The sequence below is a fragment of the Kribbella sp. NPDC005582 genome, assembly GCF_040605415.1.
Taxonomy (GTDB): Bacteria; Actinomycetota; Actinomycetes; order Propionibacteriales; family Kribbellaceae; genus Kribbella.
Genome location: NZ_JBEXCU010000005.1, coordinates 100921 through 123032, shown reverse-complemented (window position 1 = coordinate 123032; position 22112 = coordinate 100921). Strand labels below are relative to the sequence as shown.

Below are 22112 nucleotides of genomic sequence, written 5' to 3'. Positions count from 1 at the left end.
CGTTTGACGACAGGCCGCCGGCCGGGTGATCCTGGGCCCGAAAACCCTTGCAGGCATGAGCTCTGCCGCTCATATGAGCGGCCCGCCCTACCGTCCCAGAGCACAGGAGCTGACGTGAGGTCACCCCGAATCCCGGGCAAGACGCCGAAAACCTCGTCGTCACGCTTCGCAGACACCTTCGCCCAGCGGCCCGATCTGCCCCGGGTGAGCCGGATGCCCGACCGGCGGGCCTGGTCGGCGACGCTGCTGGTGACCGGATTCGTCGCCGGGATCGCGTTCGCCGTACCGGCGTTGATGCACTCGGGCGGTGGAAATTCACCTGTGTACGCAGCAGATGTGCCACTGGTTGACCAACGCACTCCGATCCCGACGCCGGGCAAGTCGATCACCACGGTGCTCAAACCCGGGGTGACCGTAACGTTGCCCCCGGCAACCGTGACGGTCCCGGGCAAGAACACCACGATGGTCGTCACCGTCCCCGGCAAGAACCTGACCGCCACCGTGACGCTGCCACCGGCCGTCACCACCGCGACCACGACCACCACGGCGACCGCAACCGCGACGACGACCAAGACCACCAGCACGACCACGACGGTCAAGGTCCCGGCCGATCAGAAGACCGCGGAGAGCATCAACCGGCCAGCTGCCCCGCAAGCAATGGCGCTGAAGAGCGACGACTCCAGCCGCTGCATCGACGTGAAGGACGCCGGCGACGGCGTCGGCCGCGACGGTATGCCGCTGATCGCGTGGGAGTGCACCGGAAACGCCAACCAGAGCTGGGGTTTCCAGCCCGACGGCACGATCCGCTCGCTGGGTCTGTGCATGGACGTGGCGAACGCACAGAGCACCGACGGAACCCGGATCCAGGTTGCCAACTGCAACGGCGGATGGGCGCAGAAGTTCCAGCTCAACGACCAGCGCGAGCTGGTCAACCCCAACACCAACAAGTGCGTCACCGCCGAGTCCGGCGACAAGGGCGCCGGACTCGTCCTCCGCTCCTGCACCGGCGCTCCGGTGCAGAAGTGGCGCAAGCCTTAGAAAGCGTAGGGGTACGGCGACCAGTCGGCGGGGCGCTTCTCCAGGAAGGAGTCGCGTCCCTCGGCGGCTTCGTCGGTGCCGTAGGCAAGCCGCGTCGCCTCACCGGCGAATAGCTGCTGCCCGACCAGACCGTCGTCGATCAGGTTGAAGGCGTACTTGAGCATGCGCTGGGCGGTCGGTGACTTCGCGCAGATCTTCTTGCCCCACTCGAGCGCGACCGCTTCGAGCTCGGCGTGCGGTACGACCTTGTTCACCATGCCCATCCGGTACGCGTCCTCGGCGGAGTACTCGTCGCCGAGGAAGAAGATCTCCCGAGCGAACTTCTGTCCCACCTGCCGCGCCAGGTACGCCGACCCGAAGCCGCCGTCGAACGACGCCACATCCGCGTCGGTCTGCTTGAACCGGGCGTGCTCGGCGGACGCGATCGTCAGGTCCGCGACCACGTGCAGGCTGTGCCCGCCACCGGCGGCCCAGCCCGGAACCACGCAGATCACGACCTTCGACATGAAGCGGATCAACCGCTGCACTTCGAGGATGTGCAGCCGCCCGGCCTTCGCCGGATCGATCGTCTCGGCCGTCGTGCCCTCGGCGTACTTGTAGCCGTCCTTGCCGCGGATCCGCTGGTCGCCACCGGAGCAGAACGCCCAGCCACCGTCGCGCGCCGACGGCCCGTTACCGGTCAGCAGCACGCACCCGACGTCGGACGACATCCGCGCGTGGTCGAGCACCCGGTACAACTCGTCCACCGTGTGCGGCCGGAACGCGTTCCGCACCTCGGGACGGTTGAACGCGATCCGTACGACGCCTGCGTCGACCGCGCGGTGATAAGTGATGTCGGTCAGCTCGAAGCCGTCGACCTGCTTCCAGGCCGACGGGTCGAAGATCTCGGAAACGGTCACGCCGCCGAGCCTAGTTCAGCTACGTGCAGTGCTTTCGCGCAGGACGACCTCGGCCTTGAAGGTCTCGGTGGTGGCCTCGCCGCCCTCGATCGCCAGCTCGAGCGCGCGCCGGCCCATCTGCTCCAGCGGCAGCCGGACCGTGGTGAGTCCCGGCCAGACGTCGCGCAGGGTCGCGATGTCGTCGAAGCCGGCCACCCCAAGCTGCCCCGGTACGTCGACCCCGCGCGCCCGGAGCGCGGACATGGCACCGACCGCCATCACGTCGTTCACCGCGAACAGGCAGTCGATCTCGGCACCGCGATCCAGCAACCGCTCCACGGCGGCATGGCCGCCGTCCCGGGTGAAGTCACCGGCCTCGATCGCGACCGCCTCAAGTCCGGAATCGGCCAGACCGGCCACGAACCCGTCACGCCGATCCCGTGCCGTTGCGAGCGCGTCGGGGCCGGCCAGGATGCCGAACCGGCGCCAGCCCAGCCCGGCCAGCGAACGCGCCAGCTCGGCGGCACCGGCGGTGTTGTCGGGCTCGATCGTGTGCGCCGGCATCCCGGACTGGCTGACCAGCGCCAGCCCCGCGCCGGAGTTGAGGAACGAGGAAACCTCGGTCGACGTCCGGGCCAGGCTCTCGGGGTCGGTCCGCCGACTGCCGATCATCACCGCGGCCCGGGCGCGCTGGGCGCGCAACGAGGCCAGGTAAGCAATCTCACGCTCGGCGTCGCGGAACGTGCTCGCCATCATCACCAGCAGGTTGCGCTCGTCGGCGGCCCGCATCACGCCGTTCGCGATCGCCGCGAAGTACGGGTCCTCGATGTCGTGGACCAGGATGCCGACGACGTTGGTCGACGATTTCGCCAGCGCCTGGGCCTGCGCGTTCGGCGTGTAGCCGAGCTCGTCGGCGGCCGCTTTGACCCGTTCCTGCAGCTCGGGACGGGGGACGCGATCGCCGCCGTTGAGCACGCGCGAAGCGGTCGCGACGGACACTCCCGCGCGCTGTGCCACGTCCAGCAAGGTCACCGGTGCTCGCAGATTCACTGGACTACCCTTCTGTGCCATCCCCAGGAGCGGTGGCGGTCACACTATCGGAAAGCCTCATCCCAAGCTCCTGAGCGTGACCGTGCGTATCTGTTAAGTCCCGGGCAATCTCTCCAGAACCTGGCTTTGCGGCCCGCGAGTGACTAGCCTTCCCAGCCATGACGACCGTCCGCACCAGGATGACGATCCTGGTCTCGTCCACTGCGCTCTGTTTCGGTACCGCCATCGGTTCCGCGGCTGCCGCGCCGATGCCGGACGGGCCCGGCCGGAGCACCGGTTCGGCCCCGGACGCCGCGCCGCCGAACATCGACCAGCGCACCAGCAGCACCCAGCCGATCTACGACTACGCGAACGCCATCCGCGAGTCCGTGTACGTCGACACCTCGATGGACACCGACTCCGACGGCAAGGACGACGTGATCGCGGTCGACATCGTGCGGCCGAGCGAGACCGCGCTGACCGGTCGCAAGATCCCCGTGATCATGGACGCGTCGCCGTACTACTCCTGCTGCGGTCGCGGCAACGAGAGCGAGAAGAAGACCTACGACGAGAGCGGCGTCATCCAGAAGATGCCGTTGTTCTACGACAACTACTTCGTCCCGCGCGGGTACGCCGTGGTCGGCGTCGACATCGTCGGCACCAACCGCTCGACCGGCTGCGGCGATGTCGGCGGCAAGGACGAGATCGACTCCGTCGTCGCCGTGATCGACTGGCTGAACGGCCGCAACAGCGCGCACACGGCCGACGGTTCGCCGGTGACGGCGTCCTGGTCGACCGGCGCGGTCGGCATGATCGGCAAGTCGTACGACGGCACCCTGGCCAACGGGGTAGCCGCGACCGGCGTCCGCGGCCTGAAGACGATCGTGCCGATCTCGGCGATCTCGTCCTGGTACGACTACACCCGCTCCGGCGGCGTCCCGTACTCCGACGACTACATGCCCTGGCTCGGCGGGTACGTCGGTCACGACTCGGCGGCCTGTGACGCGGTCCGCGCCGACCTCGGTGACAACGACGACGACGAGACCGGTGACTACACGAAGTTCTGGGCCGAGCGGGACTACCTGAAGGACGCGAGCAAGGTGAAGGCGTCGGTCTTCATGACCCACGGCCTGAGCGACTACAACGTGCAGACCAACCACTTCTCGCAGTGGTGGACCGCGCTGGCCAAGAACAACGTGCCGCGCAAGCTGTGGCTGGGCCTCGAGGACCACGTCGACCCGTTCGAGTTCCGCCGCGCCGAGTGGGTGGACGAACTGCACAAGTGGTTCGACTACTGGCTGCAGGGCCTGCCGAACGGCGTGATGCGCGAGCCGATGGCATCCGTCGAGACGGCACCGGACGTCTGGCACGACTACAAGACCTGGCCGGCCACCAAGCACGCAGTGCCGATCCCGCTCGCCGCCGGCAAACTAGGTGCCCTGGGCAAGGGAACCGTCACCGTCACCGACGATCCCGAACTGACCGAGGACGACATCGTCGCGACCCCGACCGAGGTGATCGCCGGTCGCCAGATGTTCGTCTCCGCACCGCTTCCGGCCGCGATCCGGGTCAGCGGTACACCGACCGTCACGCTGCGGATCAAGGCCGACTCGACCACCACACCGATCACCGCCCGCCTCATCGAGTACGGCGACGCGGCGCGGTACTCCGGCGTTCGCCGTACCGGGGTGGAGACGTGTGAAGGCGCCAGCACGTCGTACGACGACAGCTGCTACTTCACCGTGCAGAAGCAGACCGCACAGTCGGACCACGGGATCGTCAGCCGCGGCTGGATCGACGCCGCCCACAGCAACTCGCTCTCCACTCCGAAGCCGCTGACCCCGGGCAAGTGGACCACCGTCACCGTCCCGCTCCGCGCCCAGGACGAGATCATCCCCAAGGGCCGCATCCTCGGCCTCGCCGTGACCCTGTCCGACACCGAGTGGACCACGCCGAACGACACCGGCGCCTCGATCGACATCGACCTCGCCGGCAGCCGCCTGAACCTCCCGCTGACCACCGGCAAACTCACCGCCCCCGCCAAGGTCACCCCGATCGACGTCGACATCACCACCCCCACCGAGCGCCCCAACCTCCGAGACCCCAAGAACTAACTCGAACTTCTCCACAGCAGGCGCCCCGGACTCTCCGGGGCGCCTGTTGTGCGTCTACCACTGGTTTGTGGAGTACTCCGCAGTGTGTAGTAGTGTGTGGTGCAGATGAGGAGGTTGGGATGGACACGAGCCAGTTGCTCAAAGGGGTGCTCGACCTGGCGGTGCTCGCAGTTCTGCGCGACGCCGACGGTTACGGGTACGACGTGTTGCGGCGGCTGCGGGCCGCGGGGCTGCACGACGTGGCCGACGCTTCGGTCTACGGCACGCTCCGGAGGCTGTTCGCGGCCGGCGCGCTGACGTCGTATGTGCAGCCGAGCGAGGAAGGCCCGCACCGGAAGTACTACGGGCTGAACAAGACCGGCCACGACCTGCTCGACCAGTCCACCAAGACCTGGACCCACTTCGCCGACATCATGTCGGTACTGCTGCTGACCAAGGAGGCCGCGTGAACAGCACCCTGACCGGAGCGGTCGCGTTGTACCTGAACCAGGTGCGCGCCGAGCTCAGCGACCTCCCGCCCGGCGAATTGGCGGACGTCCTGGAGGATGTCAGCGGTCACCTCGCCGAGGTCGGCGCAGAGTTCGAGACCGAACCGACGATCACGGCGCTGCACGAGCGTCTCGGCACCCCGCGGCAGTACGCCGATGAGCTGCGGACGGCGGCCGGTTATCCGCCGCGGACCCAGCCGGTCACCGACCAGAACCCGGGCAACCGCGCGCTGCGCTGGGGCCTCGTCGCGACCTTCCTCGGCCCGTTCTTCATCGCGATCGGAGTCTTGGCCGGTGACGGCGGCGCGATCCTGTTCTTCGGCTTCATCGGCTTCGCGATCCTGTTCGGCGCCGCCTACCTCGGTGTCCGCGCACTGCAGGGGAACGACCCCCGGATCGTCCTGGCCACGCCCCGCGGTCAGCGTGCTGAGCGCTCGATCCGCGAGCTGATCGACCAGATCCCGCCGAACCTCCGCAAGGAGCTCGTCACGATCGGCCAGCCGGTCTGGTGGGTGCTTCGCGGTGCGGCCGGTGGCGGCGGCTTCTTCCTGCTGTTCGGCGCCGGCGCGGTCGCGGTGGTCGGCGCGATCGTCGGCGCCGTGGTCTCGGTCTGGGTCGCCCGCCGGACCCAGCAGGATCGCCGCTGGCTCTGGTACGTCGTCCCGCTGAACGTGGTCGCCGCGCTCGCCGTACCGGCCTTCCTCTCGTCGGCTGTTCTGCTCGGCTCGTACAACGGTCTCTTCGCCCACCGCGACTACCAGAACTCCAACTCCTACAACCCGCCGGCCGAGGGCCTGCGCTGGAACGGCAACGAGGTCACGAACGTCTACCCGTTCGATGCCCAGGGCAACCAAGTTTCGGTGGCGTTGTACACGCAGGACGGCGAGGCGATCGAGCTGCCGCAGCAGGACTGCGACACGGCCGAGAACTCGATGACCAGGACCAGCAAGATCTTCCCGCACCCGGTCGCCACGTACCCGCCGGAGGAGAGCACTTCCTCCGAGGGCGATCCGACCACCGACCCGACCGGACCGCCTTGCAAGGACGAGGTGAAGGCGCCGTTCACCCCGCCGCAGTTCCCGACCGCCACCCCGACCCCGTCGGTGACTCCGACCCCGTCGGTGACTCCGACGCCGTCGCCTTCGAACAAGGTCACGCCGACGCCCAGCGGGAAGCCGACTCCGGGCGCGACGCTGACCGTGCAGCCGACGCGTTAGAAGTGCGCCGCGGCGACGCCGCGGTAGGTGTAGCCGAGCCGGTGGTAGACCGCGATCGCGGCAGCATTGTCGCGGTCGACCATCAGCCCGGCGCGCCCGTGCCGTTTGACCAGCTCGGCGGTGACGAACCCGCAGACCTGCCGGGACAATCCCTTGCCACGGGCAACCGGTCGCGTCGTCACCCCAGCCAGGAAGCCGATCTCGGGCGCGCTCCACGCATCAGCCGCGACACTCAGCAGCTCCCCGTCGTCGGCCGAGATCGCGGCCCAGCGCCGTACCCCAGGACGCCCGGGCCACGCGTACGACGACGGTGACGCCTCGGCCAGCAACGCCTCGACGCCCTCATCACCATCCAGCCAGGCGGCGGTCGTCGTACCGGTCGGGATCTCCGTGGTGTCCATCCAGCCGAACGCGGCCGCGAACTCCAGCCCCGGCACCCGTTCCGCGAGCTCGCGAATCAGCGCCTCGTCCCCGAACGGCCGGTACGACGTCCCGGCCGCGGCCGCGACCGCGGTGACCAGCCGAGCCGCCGCCGCGGGCGGTCCGACAACAGCGAGCCGGTCGTGTTTCGAAAGCTCCGGCGAAGCGACGGCGACCGCGCTCCCGTCGTACCAGGCACGGACGCCAGGAGCGAAGCCCTGGCCTGCCCAGACGATCAGCGGATCCCCGGCGGCGGCATGGATCAGGTCGGCGGTGGTGTGGATCTCCTGCACACCGTCATTGTGTCTCAGCCCGCTGGAGGGCGAACGGCACGAGGTGGTGGTAGCCGCGGACCGAGACCCGGCGCAGCTTGCGCAGCCGGTACGCCGGATGCCCGTCCAGAGCGGCGGCGAGTTCGCGGTCGACGAGGACGCGACCGGGTTTGCACTCGGAGGTGAGGCGGGCGGCGATGTTCACGACTTCGCCGTACACGTCGCCGAGGCGGATCAGGATGCTGCCGTAACACAGGCCGATCCGCAGCTCAGGCAGGTCTTCGGTGGCGGCGACCGCGTCCTGCAACGCGAGCGCAACCGCCGCGGCCTGAGCGGCGGTGTCCGTCACGAACAGCACCTCGTCGCCGATCGACTTGATCACGCGGCCGCCGTTCAGCGCGACGACATCCGCGGCCATCCCCTCGAAGCGCTCGATCAGCTGGCCGAGCTCGGCCTCGGTCAGCCGCCGGGTCAACCGCGTGTAGCTGACGATGTCGGCGAACCCGACCGCGCGAATCCCCCGCGCCAGCTCGTCGGAACCGGCGACCGCGCGCCCGGCCGCGGCGGCCAGATGCCGGCGCCAGACATAGGTCTGCAGCTTCTCCATCGCGGGCAGCAGCAGACCGGCGACCTCGATCGCCTCGTCAGCCTCCAGCGGCGAGGTCGCCAGGAACTCCAGGAACATCGCCGACTGCCAGGAGGCCAGTCGCGACTGGGTTTGCCCGAGTTTGCGAGCCAGTGAAGACTCCATCGACGGGTCGATGAAGTTGTCGTCCTCGAGCGCCGCGACCAGCCGCAACGCCTCGACATCGCCGTCGGTGAACGCGATCTCGTCGTCCGGCACCGTCGCGAATCCGAGCGCATGCCACATCCGCTGGGCACGCTCACTGGAGATCCCGGCCCGCTCGGAGACCTCGACCCGGGTGAACTTCCGTTCCCCGCCGAGCAGCGTGCGCTCGAACTCGGCCTGCAGGGCGCCTAGGTCCGGCTGCCCCTCGGCCGCGGCAGCGCCGGGGTCAGGATCCACCGCGGCGCTCGGCGATGGTGGCGTCGATGGCGTCGCGGAAGTCGGGCAGCCGCCGGGTCAGGTCGTCGAACTTCTCCCGGGTGAAGTGCAGCAACTGCAGCCGCGACTTCGCCGTCACCGTTGCCGTTCGCAACGTGTTCTTCCGGACCCCGACCTCACCGGCGATGTCGCCCGGGCCGAGCTCGGCGATCTCCTCGCCCTTGACCCGGACCGCCGCCGTACCGCTCAGGATCAGGTACGCCGCGTCCGGCGGGGTCTGCTCGAGGATGAGCGACCACCCTGCCGGTACCGACACCTCTTCGCCGGCCCTGAAGATGTCCCGGATGTCCTTACCGGACAGATCCGCGAACAGCGGCAGGTCCCGCGGGGACGTTCTACCCAGTGCCACGTCGATCCTCCGTGTCGCCGATGTTTCCCGTCAGTAACTCTAACGGCTCCACTCCCGGAGGTCACCAGCATCCCCGCACCGGTCTGCGGAGGCCGCCCGGCGCGCCGGGGGTCAGGGCAGGCGCAGGCCGCGCATTTGGGGTGAGGCGTAGACGTTGGTGATGCGGACGCCGCCCAGCCAATCGGTCAGCCGCTCGGCCTCCGCCTCGAGGGCGGCCTGACCGGCTGTGCCGACGTCCTCATGGACGACGAGACGGACGGGCGCGGCCGGGTCCTGGTCGTCCTGCAACCAGCAGCCGACGATCCGGCCGTCCCACCACGCGGTGTTGCCCGCGTTGCCGTTGGTGTCGAACAGGAACGGTTTGTCGGCCGGATCGAGGTAGAAGTCCCGCTCCTTCCAGCCCATCACGGTGGGATCCAGGGTGGGGAGGAGCGCCGCCCACGGCTCGAGCTCTTCCGGTGGTTGGGTGTCGTCCGGTAGCACCCAGCCGACGCCTTGATCCAGTTGGACCTCGACCGCCTCGACATCCTTCAGCGCCCGGCGGACCGCGGACTTCGTTGCGCCTAGCCACCAAACGAGGTCCGCCTCGGCCCCGGGGCCGAAGGTCGCGAGCCAGCGGCGGACGAGCTCGGCATACCCCTCGGGCTCGGGCAGCGGCTCCGGGACACTGCCGAGCCAGTGCTTGGTGGAGGTCCAGGCGGGCTTGTTGAGTCGCCAGTGGCCGGCGTTCACGCCGCGCAGGACCTGGCCCTCCGCGCTCAGCAGCGCCATCACGACCGGTCCGACGGGCAGTTCGCCAGGTCCGGACGGCCGCATTCGGCCGAGCTCGGGGACCTCGTCGCGGATCTCGCTGGTCGTCCGGGCCTTGCCGTCGGACAGCACGGCGACGACCTTGGCCGTGGTCTCGGCGATCCAGTCCTCCGGCGTGCTGATCCCGCTGGCTCTGAGGTCCTTCGCAAGCCGACCGCGCTGCTGGCCGGCGATCCGCTGGGCGGCGCTCCCCAGGGCGGCCGGGAGCAGATCCCGCGGGAACACGAACAGCGTGCGGCGCATGGCCAACTGCTTCACCACGCTGCGTTCGTCGTACAGGACGCGCTCCACCTCGGCGACCGTCACGTCGGTCACTCGCGCCCACAACGACAGATGCACGGTCGCCGCCTCGGTTGCGTGCAGCACGGTCATCCCTCGCACCGCGTCCTCGATCGACGCGAAACGCCGTACCAGGCCGTGGCGGATCGCGAGTCGGCGGCGACGCTCGGCATCGGAGATCTTCAGCACTGGGCCATCCTCTCCGCTGCCACCGACAATCTCCTCAATGCACTGCGCGGCGGCTGCGGCGGGAGGGGCGATCGCGGCGGCGTACCGGTCTGCGGGGGCCGATCAGGCGCGGGCCGGCCAGGCGGTCCTCGAGCCGGCGGGCCTCGCGGCGAATCGGCTGGGCGATGTACTCGCCGAGGATCACGCCGGAGGCGATGGCGATCGCGATCGCAACCGCCGTGGCCAGGCTGACGATCCCGATCAGATTGCCGAGGCCGGTCAGCTCGTACAAGCCTTTGTAGATGGTCAGTCCCGGGAGCAGCGGGACCGTCCCGGCGACAACCACCACCAACGGCGGTACGCCGGACCTCCGGCCGAGCGAGTAGCTCCCGAACCCGACCATGAACGCCGCGGCCGCGGTCGACCAGGCCGGCCCGAACTGCGCCCGCGTCATCAGCGTGAACACCAGCGACCCCGCACCGCCGATCACCGCGATCGGCAGCAACGAGCGCAGCGGCGCGTACGACGCATAAGCGAACGCGACCGCCATCAGCGCGCCGGATCCGACCATGATCGGCAGGTTCGACAGCTGGATCGTCTGTGCCTCGATGCCGACGTGGAAGCCCAGCTTGATCCCGATCGCCAGCCCGAGGCTCACGCCCGCGATGATGCCGCCGGTGAGCAGCATCGCCTCCAGACTGCGCGCGGCCGCGGTCACGTAGTACCCGGTGATCGCATCCTGCACCGCACCGGTCAACGCGATCCCCGCCAGCAACATAATGATGCCTGCGGCAACTACCAGCGACGGTTTCACCGGTGCGTGGACGGCGTACAGACCGAGCGCGACCGCCGTCGCCACGAACGCGCCCGCGACCTGCTGATAGAACGCCGGCAACCGCTGCCGGTTGAACCACCGGTTGCTCAGCTCGATCACGATCGCGGTGACGACGGCCACCAGCGTGATCAACCAGCCGCCACCGAGCAGGAGGGTCGCGCCACCAGCCATCACGCCCCACGCGAGCACGGCCGTCCACCGCGGGTACGGCGGACCGGCAGACGTCAGCCGGGCCAGCTCACGGCTCGCCTCGTCCCGGGTGACCTCGCCGCGCGAGTACCGGCGTACCAGGCGGTCGACCTCGGTCAACCGCGAGAAGTCCTGTGACCGATACCGGACAACCCGCATATGCGTCTCGGGCGCGGTATCCGGCGACGCCTGGTACGAGATCGCGATCGACGTGAACGTGATGTCGACCTCACACCCCCGCAACCCGCCGGCCGCGGTCACCCCGAGAATCGTCGCGGTCGCATCCGCCGTACCAGCCCCGCTGGACAGCAACACCTCACCGATCCGCAAGGCAAGGTCCAGCGTCCGGTAAACCTCCCGCTGCTCGTCCCGCTCAGTCACCTCCACAGCACATCACACCCAACGCCTCGCGCAGGAACAGGTCCCGCCGCTCAGTAGCCTCTTTTGCCCACAGCACGGTGGGCGTGTTGAGCGCTGCCACTACATCCCAGTACGCGCTCCCACCGGTTGCCCGCAGCCCGTAAGTGATCGCCATCTGCTTCCGCAACTCCCCGAAATCCACGCCCGGATCGCCGACTCCCGCGGTCTTCCAGTCGATCAGCACACACTCGCTCGGGCTCGCCCACGCCACATTCCCCGGCCAGACATCACCATGCAGGAACACCGTCGGCCCCGCCGGCGGTTCCATCTCACGGACGACGTCGTCCGCGTGCCGCAGCAGCCGCGTCGTCGGCATCGCTCCCTCCCGCCGATCCCGCGCAAAGTCGTCCACCGCGATCGGGCGCGTCCTGAGTGGCAACCCCGGCCGCGGCTCCATCGGCACATGCACGCGCCGCAACGCCGCATAAACCCGCTCCAGGTCAGGATTCGCTGGCCACGCCGTACTCCCGACCACCGTCTCGATCGACGCCGGCAGATCGAGATCCACGCCCAGCAGCCGCGGCGCCGGTACGCCGTACTCCTCCGCAACCTCGAGCGCCGCCACCCCGGTCGCGATCATCCCCGCATCCACCCGAGGCGTCACCGCCCGCAGTACGACGTCCCCACGCCCCTCGACCGTCACCCGCCAAGGCCCCTGCTCCCCATGCAGCGCCCGCACACCCACCACGTCGCCGCCAACACACCCGGCAACCCACTCCACAATCCGCTCGGCCAGCCCCTGGCTGCCTGCTCTACCCTTCCCGCGCACGCCGACCATGCCACACCCCCACCCACCCCAAACCAGTTCGGGGCGGACCCATTACCCGTCCTTCCGTACGGCGGCCACTCGGCGCGGGTCGGGGATATCGCTTTCCGGTTTCGGGTTGACTGCGGGATTCGGCTCTCCTATGGTTGCGGAACACGCCTTGGAAAGCCCTTTCCAAGGGTTGGTGAGGGAGGCGCGGGGAACTGTGAGCGAGCGACGTATCGGGATCGTGATGAACGGCGTCACCGGCCGGATGGGGCTGCGGCAGCACCTGGAGCGCTCGATCGTGGCGATCCGGGAGCAGGGCGGGATCCAGGCCGCGGACGGGACGATGATCATTCCGGACCCGATTCTGGTCGGGCGGAACGAGCTGAAGCTGCGGCGGATCGCGGAGACCTACGGACTGACCCGGTGGACCACGGACGTCGACGAGGCGCTGGCGCAGCCGGATGTGGAGATCTACTTCGACTCGCAGCTGACGCAGTTGCGCGAGAAGGGTGTCCGCAAGGCGGTCGAGGCCGGGAAGGCGATCTACTGCGAGAAGCCGATCGCGGACAGCCTCGAGGCGGCGGTCGACCTGGCGAAGCTGATCCGGGACTCGGGGCTCAAGAACGGCGTCGTCCAGGACAAGCTGTCGCTGCCCGGTCTGCGGAAGCTGAAGCGGCTGGTGGACGGCGGGTTCTTCGGCAAGATCCTCTCGGTACGCGGCGAGTTCGGGTACTGGGTGTTCGAGGGCGACTGGCAGGAAGCGCAGCGGCCGTCGTGGAACTACAAGTCCGAAGAGGGCGGCGGGATCATCGTCGACATGTTCTGCCACTGGCGGTACGTGCTCGACCAGATCTTCGGCGAGGTCAAGTCGGTCTACTGCCAGGGCGCGACGCACATCCCGGCCCGCTGGGACGAGCAGGGCGCCGAGTACACCGCCACGGCCGACGACGCGGCGTACGGCGTCTTCGAGCTTGAGGGCGGCATCGTCGCGCAGCTGAACTCGTCGTGGACCACCCGCGTGTTCCGCGACGAGCTGGTCGAGTTCCAGGTGGACGGGACCGAGGGCTCGGCCGTCGCCGGGCTGCGGAACTGCCGCGTGCAGCACCGCTCCGCGACCCCGAAGCCGGTCTGGAACCCCGACATCCCCGCCACCGAGAACTTCCGCGAGCAGTGGGCGACCGTGCCGGACAACGAGACCTTCGACAACGGGTTCAAGGTGCAGTGGGAGATGTTCCTGCGGCACATCGTCGACGACGCGCCGTTCACCTGGGACTTCGTCGAGGGCGCCAAGGGCGTGCAGCTGGCCGAGCTCGGCCTGCAGTCGTGGCGTGAGGGCCGCAAGCTCGAGGTGCCGGCGCTCGACCTCGGAGCGAAGTGATGAAGCTGCCGCTGAACGGCGAGCTGGTCGACTACCAGCTCGTCGGTACGCCGGTTGCCCAGGGCACGTATTCACCTGCGCGATCGCGGTTGGCGTTCGCCGCGGCCCACGTGGTCGCGGACCCGCTCGGTGACAACTCGCCGGGCGCTCCGGCGGTGATCGACTGGGAGCACACGCTGGGCTTCCGGCGGCACCTGTGGTCACTGGGGTTGTCGGTCGCCGAGGCGATGGACACCGCGCAGCGCGGGATGGGGCTCGACTGGGCCTCGACGCAGGAGCTCATCCGTCGATCGGCGGCCGAAGCACCAGACGGTCGGATCGCAGTAGGCGTCGGCACAGACCAACTACCCACTGGAACTCACTCCCTGGACGCGGTGATTGCGGCGTACGAGGAGCAGCTGGCTGTTGCCGAGGAGGTCGGGGCTCAGCCGATTCTTATGGCTAGCCGGGCGCTTTGCGCGGCGGCGAGCGGGCCGGACGACTACCGCAAGGTTTACGACCGGCTCCTCTCCCAGTCGTCCCGGCCGGTGATCCTGCACTGGCTCGGCTCAATGTTCGATCCCGCGCTCGCCGGCTACTGGGGCAGCGATTCGGTCGAGGTCGCCACGGACGTCGTGGTTGGTCTGATCGAGGACAACGTCTCCAAGGTGGACGGGATCAAGATCTCGCTCCTCGACGCCGGCAAGGAAGTTGCCCTGCGCAAGCGTCTCCCCGAGGGCGTGCGGCTCTACACCGGCGACGACTTCAACTACCCCGAGCTGATTCAGGGCGACGGCGACCGCTACAGCGACGCCCTGCTGGGGATCTTCGCCGCGATCGCGCCCGCCGCCGCGGCCGCGTTGAAGGCGCTCGACGACAACGATCTCGACACGTACAACCGGGTCTTCGCGCCGACCGTTCCGCTGGCACGACAGATCTTCTCCAAACCGACCTATTACTACAAGACCGGAATCGCCTTCCTGGCTTGGCTGAACGGCTATCAGCCCGGCTTCACGATGGTCGGCGGGCTGCAGACCGGCCGGTCGCTCCCGCATCTCGCGGACACGTTCCGGTTGGCCGACCAGGCCGGCGTACTGACTAATCCTGAGCTGGCGGTCGACCGCTTCCGGCAGCTGCTCAAGGTCGGCGGGGTCGACGCGTGAACCGCTACAGCCTGAACCAGGCAACGACGAAGTACTGGCCACTCGAGGATGTCGTCGCGGCCAGCGCCAAGGCCGATCTCGAGTGGATCGGTCTGTGGCGCGAGCCCATCCAGGAGTACGGCGTGGAGCGGGCGGCCAAGCTGGTCGCGGACGCCGGGCTGAAGGTGTCGTCGCTGTGTCGTGGCGGCTTCTTCACCGCCACCGACCCGGCCGAGCGGAAGGCGAAGATCGAGGACAACCGTCGCGCGATCGACGAGTCCGCAACCCTCGGTACGTCGGTCCTGGTACTGGTCAGCGGCGGTCTGCCACCCGGTTCCCGCGACATCGACGGCGCCCGCGCGATGATCCGCGACGGCCTCGCCGAGCTGGCGCCGTACGCGGAGGAGCGCGGTGTGAAGCTCGCCATCGAGCCGCTGCACCCGATGTTCGCCTCGGACCGTTGTGTCGTCTCGTCCCTCGGCGGTGCGCTTGATCTCGCCGAGCAGTTCACCGCGAACCAGGTCGGGGTGATCGTCGACGCCTACCACCTGTGGTGGGACGCCGACGTCTACCGGCAGATCGAGCGTGCCGGCGACCGGATCCTTTCGTACCAGGTGAGCGACTGGACCGTCCCGCTGCCCGCCGACAATCTGCTCGGCCGCGGCATGATGGGCGACGGCGTGATTGAACTGCGCCGGCTCCGGGAAGCCTGTGACACGGCCGGGTACGACGGCCCGATCGAGGTCGAGATCTTCAACCAGGAACTGTGGGACGCGCCGGGTCAGGACGTTTTCGATCTGGCGTACGCCCGCTACCAGGAGCACGTCGTCTAACTCTTAGGAGCTCAGAATGACCATTCCCGCCGACGGTATCGGGATGCACCTGTACACCATGCGGGACGTGCTCGCGGAGGACTATCCGGGGACGCTGAAGCGGCTGGCCGACATCGGCTACCGCACGGTCGGAGTGAGTGGGCGGTTCGACCACACCGCCGAAGAGATCCGCGGGTTCGCGGATGAGGCGGGGCTGCGGATCGTGCTGGAGCACGTCGGCTACGCGCGAATGGCCGACAACTGGGCCGGCGCGCTGGCCGACGTACAGAAGCTTGGTGCGCAGTGGATCGTCGTACCGTCGATTCCGGCCGAGCAGCGCTCGGTAGAAGGCTTCCGTACGGCGGCCGCCGCGTTCACCGAGGCGGGTAAGGCGGCGCGGGACGCCGGGCTGAAGCTGCTGTTCCACAACCACGGGCACGACTTCAACGAGGTCGACGGGACGGTGCTGTACGACATCCTGCTCGACGTCGATCCGGAGCTGCTCGGCTTCGAGCTCGACCTGTACTGGGCGGTCGACGGCGGTCACGACCCGGCGAAACTCTTCCAGGAGCACCCAGGGCGTTTCCCGGCCCTGCACGTGAAGGACATGGCCGCGGACGGCTCGTGGGAGGACGTCGGTGCCGGCAAGCTCGACTTCGCCGCGATGTTCGAGCACGCGGCCGCCGGTGGCGTCGAGCAGTACCTGGTCGAGCACGACAAGCCGACCGACGCCTGGGCGTCAGCTGAGCGCAGCTACCGAGGGCTGACCGAGATTTAGTACAGCCCAGTGGATACAAGCGCTCACTGGCGGTGAGGACGGCCTATTCTCGATCTGTGCTCAACGATCCTTCGGTGCGACTGACTGCGGTACGCCGGCTGTACGAGGTGAGCGCGCGGATGGGTGCCGGGCGCAGCCTGGCCGAGACGCTGCAGGCCGTGGTCGACGGCGTGGTGGACGGTCTGGGCTTCGGCATCGCCGTGCTCAACCTCCGCCAGCCGGACGGGAAGTTCGAGGTGATCGCGGTCTCCGGTTCGCCGGAGGCCCGCGAGGCCCTGCTCGGCACGATCAGCGCGGCGGACATCTTCGACGGTGAGTTCGCGATCGCCGACGAGTGGGGCGGGCTGCGCTTCGTCCCGCACGAGCGGCTTCCCGAGGGTGACGTGGTCGGCTGGGTGCCCGACGTACCGGTGTCGGACGGGCCGGACGCGTGGCACCCGCTGGACGCTCTCTTCGCCCCGCTCTACTCGTCGGAGAACGAGCTGGTCGGGATGCTCTCGGTCGACCTCCCCGAGGACCAGCGCCGCCCCGGCCCGATCCACCGCGAACTGCTGGAGATCTTCGCGACCCAGGCCGGCCTGGCGATCGACCGCGCCCGCCTGACCGACCAACTCCGGGCCGAGAAGGCCCGCCTGGAGGCGAGCGAGGCGACGTTCCGGATGGTCTTCGAGGGCGCCGGCAACGGCATGGCCACGGTCGCCCTCGACGGCCCCGAGGCCGGCCGCATCCTCCGCGTGAACGACGCCTTCTGCCAGATCACCGGGTACGCCGCCGATCAGCTCGTCGGCGTCGCCGCGGGTGAGTTCCTCCGCGACGAGGAGCCGGAACAGACTCAGCGCGAACTCGCCCGGCTTGCGCGCAGCAGGACGCCGTACCGATTCGAGCGGATCTTCACCCACCCCACCGGCAACGAGATCTGGCTCGGCGGCACCGCCGCGATCGTTGCCGAGAGCCCCGGCCAGCCCCGCATCCTGCTCGTCCAGATCGACGACGTCACCGCCCGCAAGGACGCCGAGCGCGAACTCCGCCACCACGCCGCCCACGACCCCCTCACCGGCCTCCCCAACCGCCGCCTCCTCCAGCACCGCTTCGACCTCGTCCTCGACCGCACCCGCACCACCGGCCGCCCCGGCGCCCTGCTCTTCTGCGACCTCAACCACTTCAAACTCATCAACGACGGCCACGGCCACGAAGCCGGCGACCGAGCCCTCCGCGAGATCGCCACCCGCCTCACCACCGCCGTCCGTCACGGCGACACCGTCGCCCGCCTCGGCGGCGACGAGTTCGCCATCCTCGCCGAAGACATCGAAGGCCCCGCCCTCACCGCCCTCATCACCCGCCTCGAATCCGCCGTCAGCCGCCCCCTCGAAGGCATCACCACCCGCGTCACCACCGCCATCGGCACCACCCCCATCACCCCCACCTCCCCCGACCTCGACGCCCTCCTCCACACCGCCGACCAAGCCATGTACGCCACCAAACACCACCGCGACTGATCTGGCAGGCTGCTGCCAGCTTCGGTTCGCGGGGCCATGTCCGGCGTACGTTGCCGGTCTATGCCCAAGTCACGGCGTCGCAGGAAGAAGCACACCGGATCCGGTTCACGGCCCCACCGGCCGGCCGTCGATCCGGGAGCCGCGCCTGTGCCTGAGCTGCCTGCGCCGGATCCGCCGCCCGTCAGTGATCAGGTGCTGAGGACGAGACTCGAGGCGCTTCTGCGACGCCCGGACACCGACCCCGCTACGTGGATGGCGGAGGTCAATGCCAACTACAACCATTTGCCACCGCAGGAAAAGCTGGTCCATCCCGCCTACGACCCGGGAGCCACGCAGTACAAGGGCCCCTGGGACACGGCGTCGGAGCTCGCCACTGCCGCGTACGACGAGATCCGGGCCGAGGTCGACCGGCTGGGTCCTCGCCTGCGCCGCGACCTGGCCGACCGCTGGTCCGCCGAACCGACCGACAGATTGGTGCCGCTGGACACCAGTTCTGGCGAGATCTACCTGGCCACCAAGTCAACAGCGCTCGCCGGCCTGGACGCCGGCGACCTCTATCGCTACACGAAGGGGAACCCCGAGGCGCTGCATCGGATCGAACGGCTCATGTCCGGCCGAACGCGTCCGACGAAATGGGTCACTCCCGGATACCACTGGTGGATGGCCCGCGTGGCCGCCGATACAGGGCGCCGCGAATCCGTCGAGATCACTCTGACCGTCAATAGAGCAGGCGTCGCTCGACTCCGCTGCGGCAAGGTCGTCGTACCCGCAACGGTGACCGGATGGAGGGAGCTCACAGCGGACGCGCTCCCCCGGTCGGATCCTCCGCGCAAGGCCGAACCGCACCGGCCGGCCCGGCCCTCTCGTTGGCAACGGGTCGCCGCAGAGTTCTCCTCGGCCGATGGCTGGATCGGCCTCTTGCTGATCGCCCTCGTCGTGTCCGTTGTCGTCGTCATCGTGATGGCGCTGTTCAGGCTGTAGCTCAGGAACCCAACGCAGTAAGGGCTTCGTCGGTCAGGCGGTAGACGGTCCATTCGTCTTGGGGTTTGGCGCCTAGGGATTTGTAGAAGTCGATGGCTGGGGTGTTCCAGTTGAGGACTGACCATTCGAGGCGTTCGTAGTTGTTGGTGACGCATTCTTGGGCGAGGGCGGTGAGGAGAGCTTTGCCTAGGCCGGTGCCTCGGGCTTCGGGGCGGACGAAGAGGTCTTCCAGGTAGATGCCGTGGACGCCGCGCCAGGTGGAGAAGCTGAGGAACCAGATGGCGCAGCCGACGATGCGGTCGTCGAGCAACGCCACGTGGGCGAAGACGGCGGGGGTTTCGCCGAAGAGGGCGGTCTCCAGCTGGGCGGCGGTCAGGTGGCACTCGGACGGGGCTCGTTCGTAGTCGGCGAGGGCGTAGACGAGTTCTACGATCGCGGGGACGTCGTCGGGGAGTGCGCGGCGTACTGTCATGGAGACCATGATCTATCAACAGATCGCGGTAATTTCACTTCGGCGACAGACCTCCGACACCTGGCGAAACCACAGTGGCAGGCGCTTTCTCACCTGAACCCGCCTCGTCCAGGAGGTATTTTTCATGACCGTTTCTCGCCGCCGCTTCCTTGCCGCGGGTGGTGCGGGCTCGGCTGCTGTGCTGCTCGGCACCGGCGCCTGGGACGCCTCGACCACGTACGCCGCTCCGGCCGCCGACGGTGATCCGTTCACGCTCGGCGTGGCGTCGGGCGACCCGCAGTACAACAGCGTCGTGCTGTGGACGCGCCTGGCCACCGACCCGTTCGCGGTGGACGGGAAGGGCGGGATGCCGGCCAAGCCGGTTCGCGTGGAGTACGAGGTCGCGCTGGACGAGCGGTTCCGGCACGTCGTACGCCGTGACTCCGTGGTCGCGACTCCGGAGCTCGGGCACTCGGTGCACCCGGAGATCCACGGGCTGCACCCTGACCACGTCTACTACTACCGCTTCCGCACCGGCAACCAGGTCTCGCCGATCGGCCGCACGCGGACGACGCCGCACCCGTTCAGCACGCCGCGTCAGCTGAAGTTCGCCTTCGCGTCCTGCAACGCGTGGCAGGACGGGTACTTCACGGCGTACGACCACATGGCGACCGAGGACCTCGACCTGGTCGTTCATCTCGGTGACTACATCTACGAGTCCGGCGTGAAGAACAACAAGCGCGGCGTGACCACCGATCCGCGGTTCCACACCGAGACGTTCGACCTGGCGCGATACCGGCTGCAGTACTCGCTCTACAAGAGCGAGGCGCCGCTGCAGGCCGCGCACGCTGCGCACCCGTGGATCCACACGTTCGACGACCACGAGGTCGAGAACAACTGGGCCGGTGACATCTCCCAGATCGACACCGAGCCCGACCAGGACCCGGCGGTCTTCCGGGCGCGCCGCGCGCAGGCATTCCAGGCGCTCTACGAGAACATGCCGCTGCGCCACGAGCAGATGCCGGCCGGCCCGGACATCCGGTACCACCGTCGCCTTCCGTACGGGCGCTTGGCCGACTTCACGATTCTCGACACGCGGCAGTACCGCTCCGACCAGGTCTGCGGCGACACCGACTCGTCCACCTGCGGCGACCGCTACGACCCGGACAACACCATGCTCGGCGGCAAGCAGCGCGCCTGGCTGCTGGACGGGTTCAAGCGGTCGCACGCCCGCTGGCAGGTGATCGGCAACCAGACCCCGATGGGTCAGACCGACTGGACGCCCGGCCCGGAGACGCACGTCTGGACCGACCCGTGGGACGGTTATGTTGCCGAGCGCAACAAGGTGCTCGCGGCCGCGCAGGACAGCTGGGTCCGCAACCTGGTCGTCATCACCGGCGATCGGCACCAGAACTACGCCCTGGAACTCAAGCGCGACTACGACGACCCGAACTCGGCCGCGGTCGGCACCGAGTTCGTCGGTACGTCGATCACCAGCGGCGGTGACGGCTCCGACATGACCGATCAGGGCAAGCAGTTCCTGGCCGCGAACCCGCACTTCAAGTTCTTCAACAGCCAGCGCGGCTACGTCCGCGTCACCGTCGACCAGAAGCAGTGGCGCTCGGACTTCCGCGTCGTCCCGTACGTCCAGACGCCCGGCGCGGCGATCAGCACGCGCGCGACGTACGTCGTGGAGGACCGCAACCCGCACGTCCACAGCGCCTGATTCAGTAGCCGCAGTACTGGATGTGTTCAGATATTCCTGTTGGCCTTCCAGGTTCCCGTGCGGGAACTTGGAAGGTATGGGAACCCAGACGAATCACACCCGGACCATCGGCGACGTCGAGGTCAGCGCGATCGGCCTCGGCGGGATGCCGATGTCGATCGAGGGCCGCCCCGACGAGGACCGGTCGATCGCGACCATCCACGCCGCGCTCGAGGTCGGCATCACGCTGATCGACACCGCCGACGCGTACCACCTGACCGCGACCGACGTCGGTCACAACGAAAGCCTGATCGCCAAGGCCCTCGCCTCGTACGGCGGTGACACGTCGAACGTGCTCGTCGCGACCAAGGGCGGTCACCTCCGCCCCGGTGACGGCAGCTGGACGCAGGACGGATCGCCGACGTACCTGAAGCAGGCGGTCGAGGCCTCGATCAAGCGGCTCGGCGTCGAGGCGATCGGCCTCTACCAGTTCCACCGGCCGGACCCGAAGACGCCGTACGAGGACTCGATCGGCGCGATCCGCGACCTGCTCGACGACGGCAAGATCCGGATGGCCGGGATCTCGAACGCGAACCCCGACCAGATCCGGCAGGCGAACGAGATCCTCGGCGGCCGCCTGGTCTCGGTGCAGAACCAGTTCTCGCCGAGGTTCCGCTCCAGCGAGCCGGAGCTGGAGCTCTGCGACGAGCTCGGCATCGCCTTCCTGCCGTGGTCCCCGCTCGGCGGCATCTCCAGCGCCGGCGAGCTCGGCGACAAGCACCCGGCCTTCCACACCCTCGCCGCCGAGCTCGGCGTCAGCCCGCAGAAGCTGACCCTGGCCTGGATGCTCGCCAAGTCCCCGGTCGTCATCCCGATCCCCGGCGCCAGCCGCCCGGAGACCATCCGCGACTCCTACTCGGCCGTCGAACTCACCCTCACCCCCGACCAGGTCGCCACCCTCGACGCGGCCTGACCTCGCGGCGGAAATCCGCCGCGATTGCAACAAAGTGCAACTTGGACACAGATCCCCGGGAACCCCCGCCCGTCACCCACCGCGACCACTA

The 22112-nt window shown here is 68.7% G+C and carries 21 protein-coding genes; 12 read left to right on the top strand and 9 right to left on the bottom strand.

All coding sequences use genetic code 11. From position 1 onward, the window contains the following. Positions 1–114 precede the first annotated feature (114 nt). Positions 115–1038, top strand: coding sequence for an RICIN domain-containing protein (locus ABZS29_RS27070; protein ID WP_355465822.1), 924 nt, complete (start codon positions 115–117; stop codon positions 1036–1038). On the opposite strand, the gene ABZS29_RS27065 is transcribed toward ABZS29_RS27070, so the two are convergent. Beyond that, the gene (locus tag ABZS29_RS27065; protein ID WP_355465820.1) at positions 1035–1937 is read right to left on the bottom strand and encodes a 1,4-dihydroxy-2-naphthoyl-CoA synthase; all 903 of its coding nucleotides are present in this window, start codon (positions 1935–1937) and stop codon (positions 1035–1037) included. The two genes, ABZS29_RS27070 and ABZS29_RS27065, sit on opposite strands and share 4 nt — an antisense overlap. A gap of 15 nt (positions 1938–1952) precedes the next feature. Further along, the gene (locus ABZS29_RS27060; RefSeq protein ID WP_355465818.1) at positions 1953–2966 is read right to left on the bottom strand and encodes a LacI family DNA-binding transcriptional regulator; all 1014 of its coding nucleotides are present in this window, start codon (positions 2964–2966) and stop codon (positions 1953–1955) included. Between the two features lie 158 nt (positions 2967–3124). On the opposite strand from ABZS29_RS27060, the gene ABZS29_RS27055 reads away from it, so the two are divergent. The 3 genes from ABZS29_RS27055 to ABZS29_RS27045 all read left to right on the top strand — a co-directional run bounded on the left by ABZS29_RS27055 (position 3125) and on the right by ABZS29_RS27045 (position 6764). Further along, positions 3125–5059 (top strand): Xaa-Pro dipeptidyl-peptidase, encoded by a 1935-nt coding sequence (locus tag ABZS29_RS27055; RefSeq protein WP_355465816.1) that lies wholly within the window; start codon positions 3125–3127, stop codon positions 5057–5059. A gap of 119 nt (positions 5060–5178) precedes the next feature. Continuing rightward, positions 5179–5508 (top strand): PadR family transcriptional regulator, encoded by a 330-nt coding sequence (locus ABZS29_RS27050; RefSeq protein ID WP_355465814.1) that lies wholly within the window; start codon positions 5179–5181, stop codon positions 5506–5508. Continuing rightward, positions 5505–6764, top strand: coding sequence for a hypothetical protein (locus tag ABZS29_RS27045; RefSeq protein ID WP_355465812.1), 1260 nt, complete (start codon positions 5505–5507; stop codon positions 6762–6764). Before ABZS29_RS27050 ends, ABZS29_RS27045 begins: the two co-directional genes overlap by 4 nt. On the opposite strand, the gene ABZS29_RS27040 is transcribed toward ABZS29_RS27045, so the two are convergent. From ABZS29_RS27040 to ABZS29_RS27015, 6 genes are all read right to left on the bottom strand, one after another. Continuing rightward, on the bottom strand, positions 6761–7477 hold the full coding sequence (locus ABZS29_RS27040) for a GNAT family N-acetyltransferase (protein ID WP_355465810.1): 717 nt from the start codon (positions 7475–7477) through the stop codon (positions 6761–6763). The two genes, ABZS29_RS27045 and ABZS29_RS27040, sit on opposite strands and share 4 nt — an antisense overlap. A gap of 4 nt (positions 7478–7481) precedes the next feature. Beyond that, entirely contained in the window at positions 7482–8483 is a 1002-nt protein-coding gene (locus tag ABZS29_RS27035) for an adenylate/guanylate cyclase domain-containing protein (RefSeq protein WP_355465809.1), read from the bottom strand. Then, on the bottom strand, positions 8473–8871 hold the full coding sequence (locus tag ABZS29_RS27030) for a cyclic nucleotide-binding domain-containing protein (RefSeq protein WP_132416063.1): 399 nt from the start codon (positions 8869–8871) through the stop codon (positions 8473–8475). The genes ABZS29_RS27035 and ABZS29_RS27030 overlap by 11 nt, the downstream gene beginning before the upstream one ends. A gap of 111 nt (positions 8872–8982) precedes the next feature. After that, on the bottom strand, positions 8983–10149 hold the full coding sequence (locus ABZS29_RS27025) for a winged helix DNA-binding domain-containing protein (RefSeq protein WP_355465807.1): 1167 nt from the start codon (positions 10147–10149) through the stop codon (positions 8983–8985). A 34-nt stretch (positions 10150–10183) separates the two neighbouring features. Continuing rightward, positions 10184–11533, bottom strand: coding sequence for a threonine/serine exporter family protein (locus ABZS29_RS27020; RefSeq protein WP_355465805.1), 1350 nt, complete (start codon positions 11531–11533; stop codon positions 10184–10186). Then, positions 11526–12341, bottom strand: a complete 816-nt coding sequence (locus tag ABZS29_RS27015) for an aminoglycoside phosphotransferase family protein (protein ID WP_355465803.1) — start codon at positions 12339–12341, stop codon at positions 11526–11528. The genes ABZS29_RS27020 and ABZS29_RS27015 overlap by 8 nt, the downstream gene beginning before the upstream one ends. A gap of 202 nt (positions 12342–12543) precedes the next feature. On the opposite strand from ABZS29_RS27015, the gene ABZS29_RS27010 reads away from it, so the two are divergent. The 6 genes from ABZS29_RS27010 (at position 12544) to ABZS29_RS26985 (ending at position 18892) form a co-directional block, all read left to right on the top strand. Beyond that, positions 12544–13704, top strand: coding sequence for a Gfo/Idh/MocA family oxidoreductase (locus ABZS29_RS27010; RefSeq protein WP_355465801.1), 1161 nt, complete (start codon positions 12544–12546; stop codon positions 13702–13704). Continuing rightward, entirely contained in the window at positions 13704–14846 is a 1143-nt protein-coding gene (locus ABZS29_RS27005) for a dihydrodipicolinate synthase family protein (protein ID WP_355465800.1), read from the top strand. Before ABZS29_RS27010 ends, ABZS29_RS27005 begins: the two co-directional genes overlap by 1 nt. Next, complete coding sequence (locus ABZS29_RS27000) at positions 14843–15658, top strand: sugar phosphate isomerase/epimerase family protein (RefSeq protein ID WP_355465798.1); 816 nt, start codon at positions 14843–14845, stop codon at positions 15656–15658. The genes ABZS29_RS27005 and ABZS29_RS27000 overlap by 4 nt, the downstream gene beginning before the upstream one ends. A 16-nt stretch (positions 15659–15674) precedes the next feature. After that, positions 15675–16415: a sugar phosphate isomerase/epimerase gene (locus tag ABZS29_RS26995; RefSeq protein ID WP_355465796.1), complete on the top strand. Its 741-nt coding sequence runs from the start codon at positions 15675–15677 to the stop codon at positions 16413–16415. A 74-nt stretch (positions 16416–16489) separates the two neighbouring features. Next, a complete protein-coding gene (locus tag ABZS29_RS26990; protein ID WP_355465794.1) occupies positions 16490–17911 on the top strand; it encodes a diguanylate cyclase in 1422 nt (473 codons plus the stop codon). A 252-nt stretch (positions 17912–18163) separates the two neighbouring features. After that, positions 18164–18892, top strand: coding sequence for a hypothetical protein (locus tag ABZS29_RS26985; RefSeq protein ID WP_355465792.1), 729 nt, complete (start codon positions 18164–18166; stop codon positions 18890–18892). Position 18893: 1 nt separating this feature from the next. Here the strand turns inward: ABZS29_RS26985 and ABZS29_RS26980 are convergent, their stop codons facing one another. Beyond that, on the bottom strand, positions 18894–19364 hold the full coding sequence (locus ABZS29_RS26980; RefSeq protein ID WP_355465790.1) for a GNAT family N-acetyltransferase: 471 nt from the start codon (positions 19362–19364) through the stop codon (positions 18894–18896). Between the two features lie 124 nt (positions 19365–19488). Between ABZS29_RS26980 and ABZS29_RS26975 the strand changes: the two genes are divergently transcribed. Together ABZS29_RS26975 and ABZS29_RS26970 are read left to right on the top strand one after the other, a co-directional pair. Beyond that, positions 19489–21069, top strand: a complete 1581-nt coding sequence (locus ABZS29_RS26975; protein WP_355465788.1) for an alkaline phosphatase D family protein — start codon at positions 19489–19491, stop codon at positions 21067–21069. Between the two features lie 76 nt (positions 21070–21145). Beyond that, entirely contained in the window at positions 21146–22021 is an 876-nt protein-coding gene (locus ABZS29_RS26970; protein ID WP_355465786.1) for an aldo/keto reductase, read from the top strand. The last annotated feature ends 91 nt before the right edge of the window (positions 22022–22112 follow it).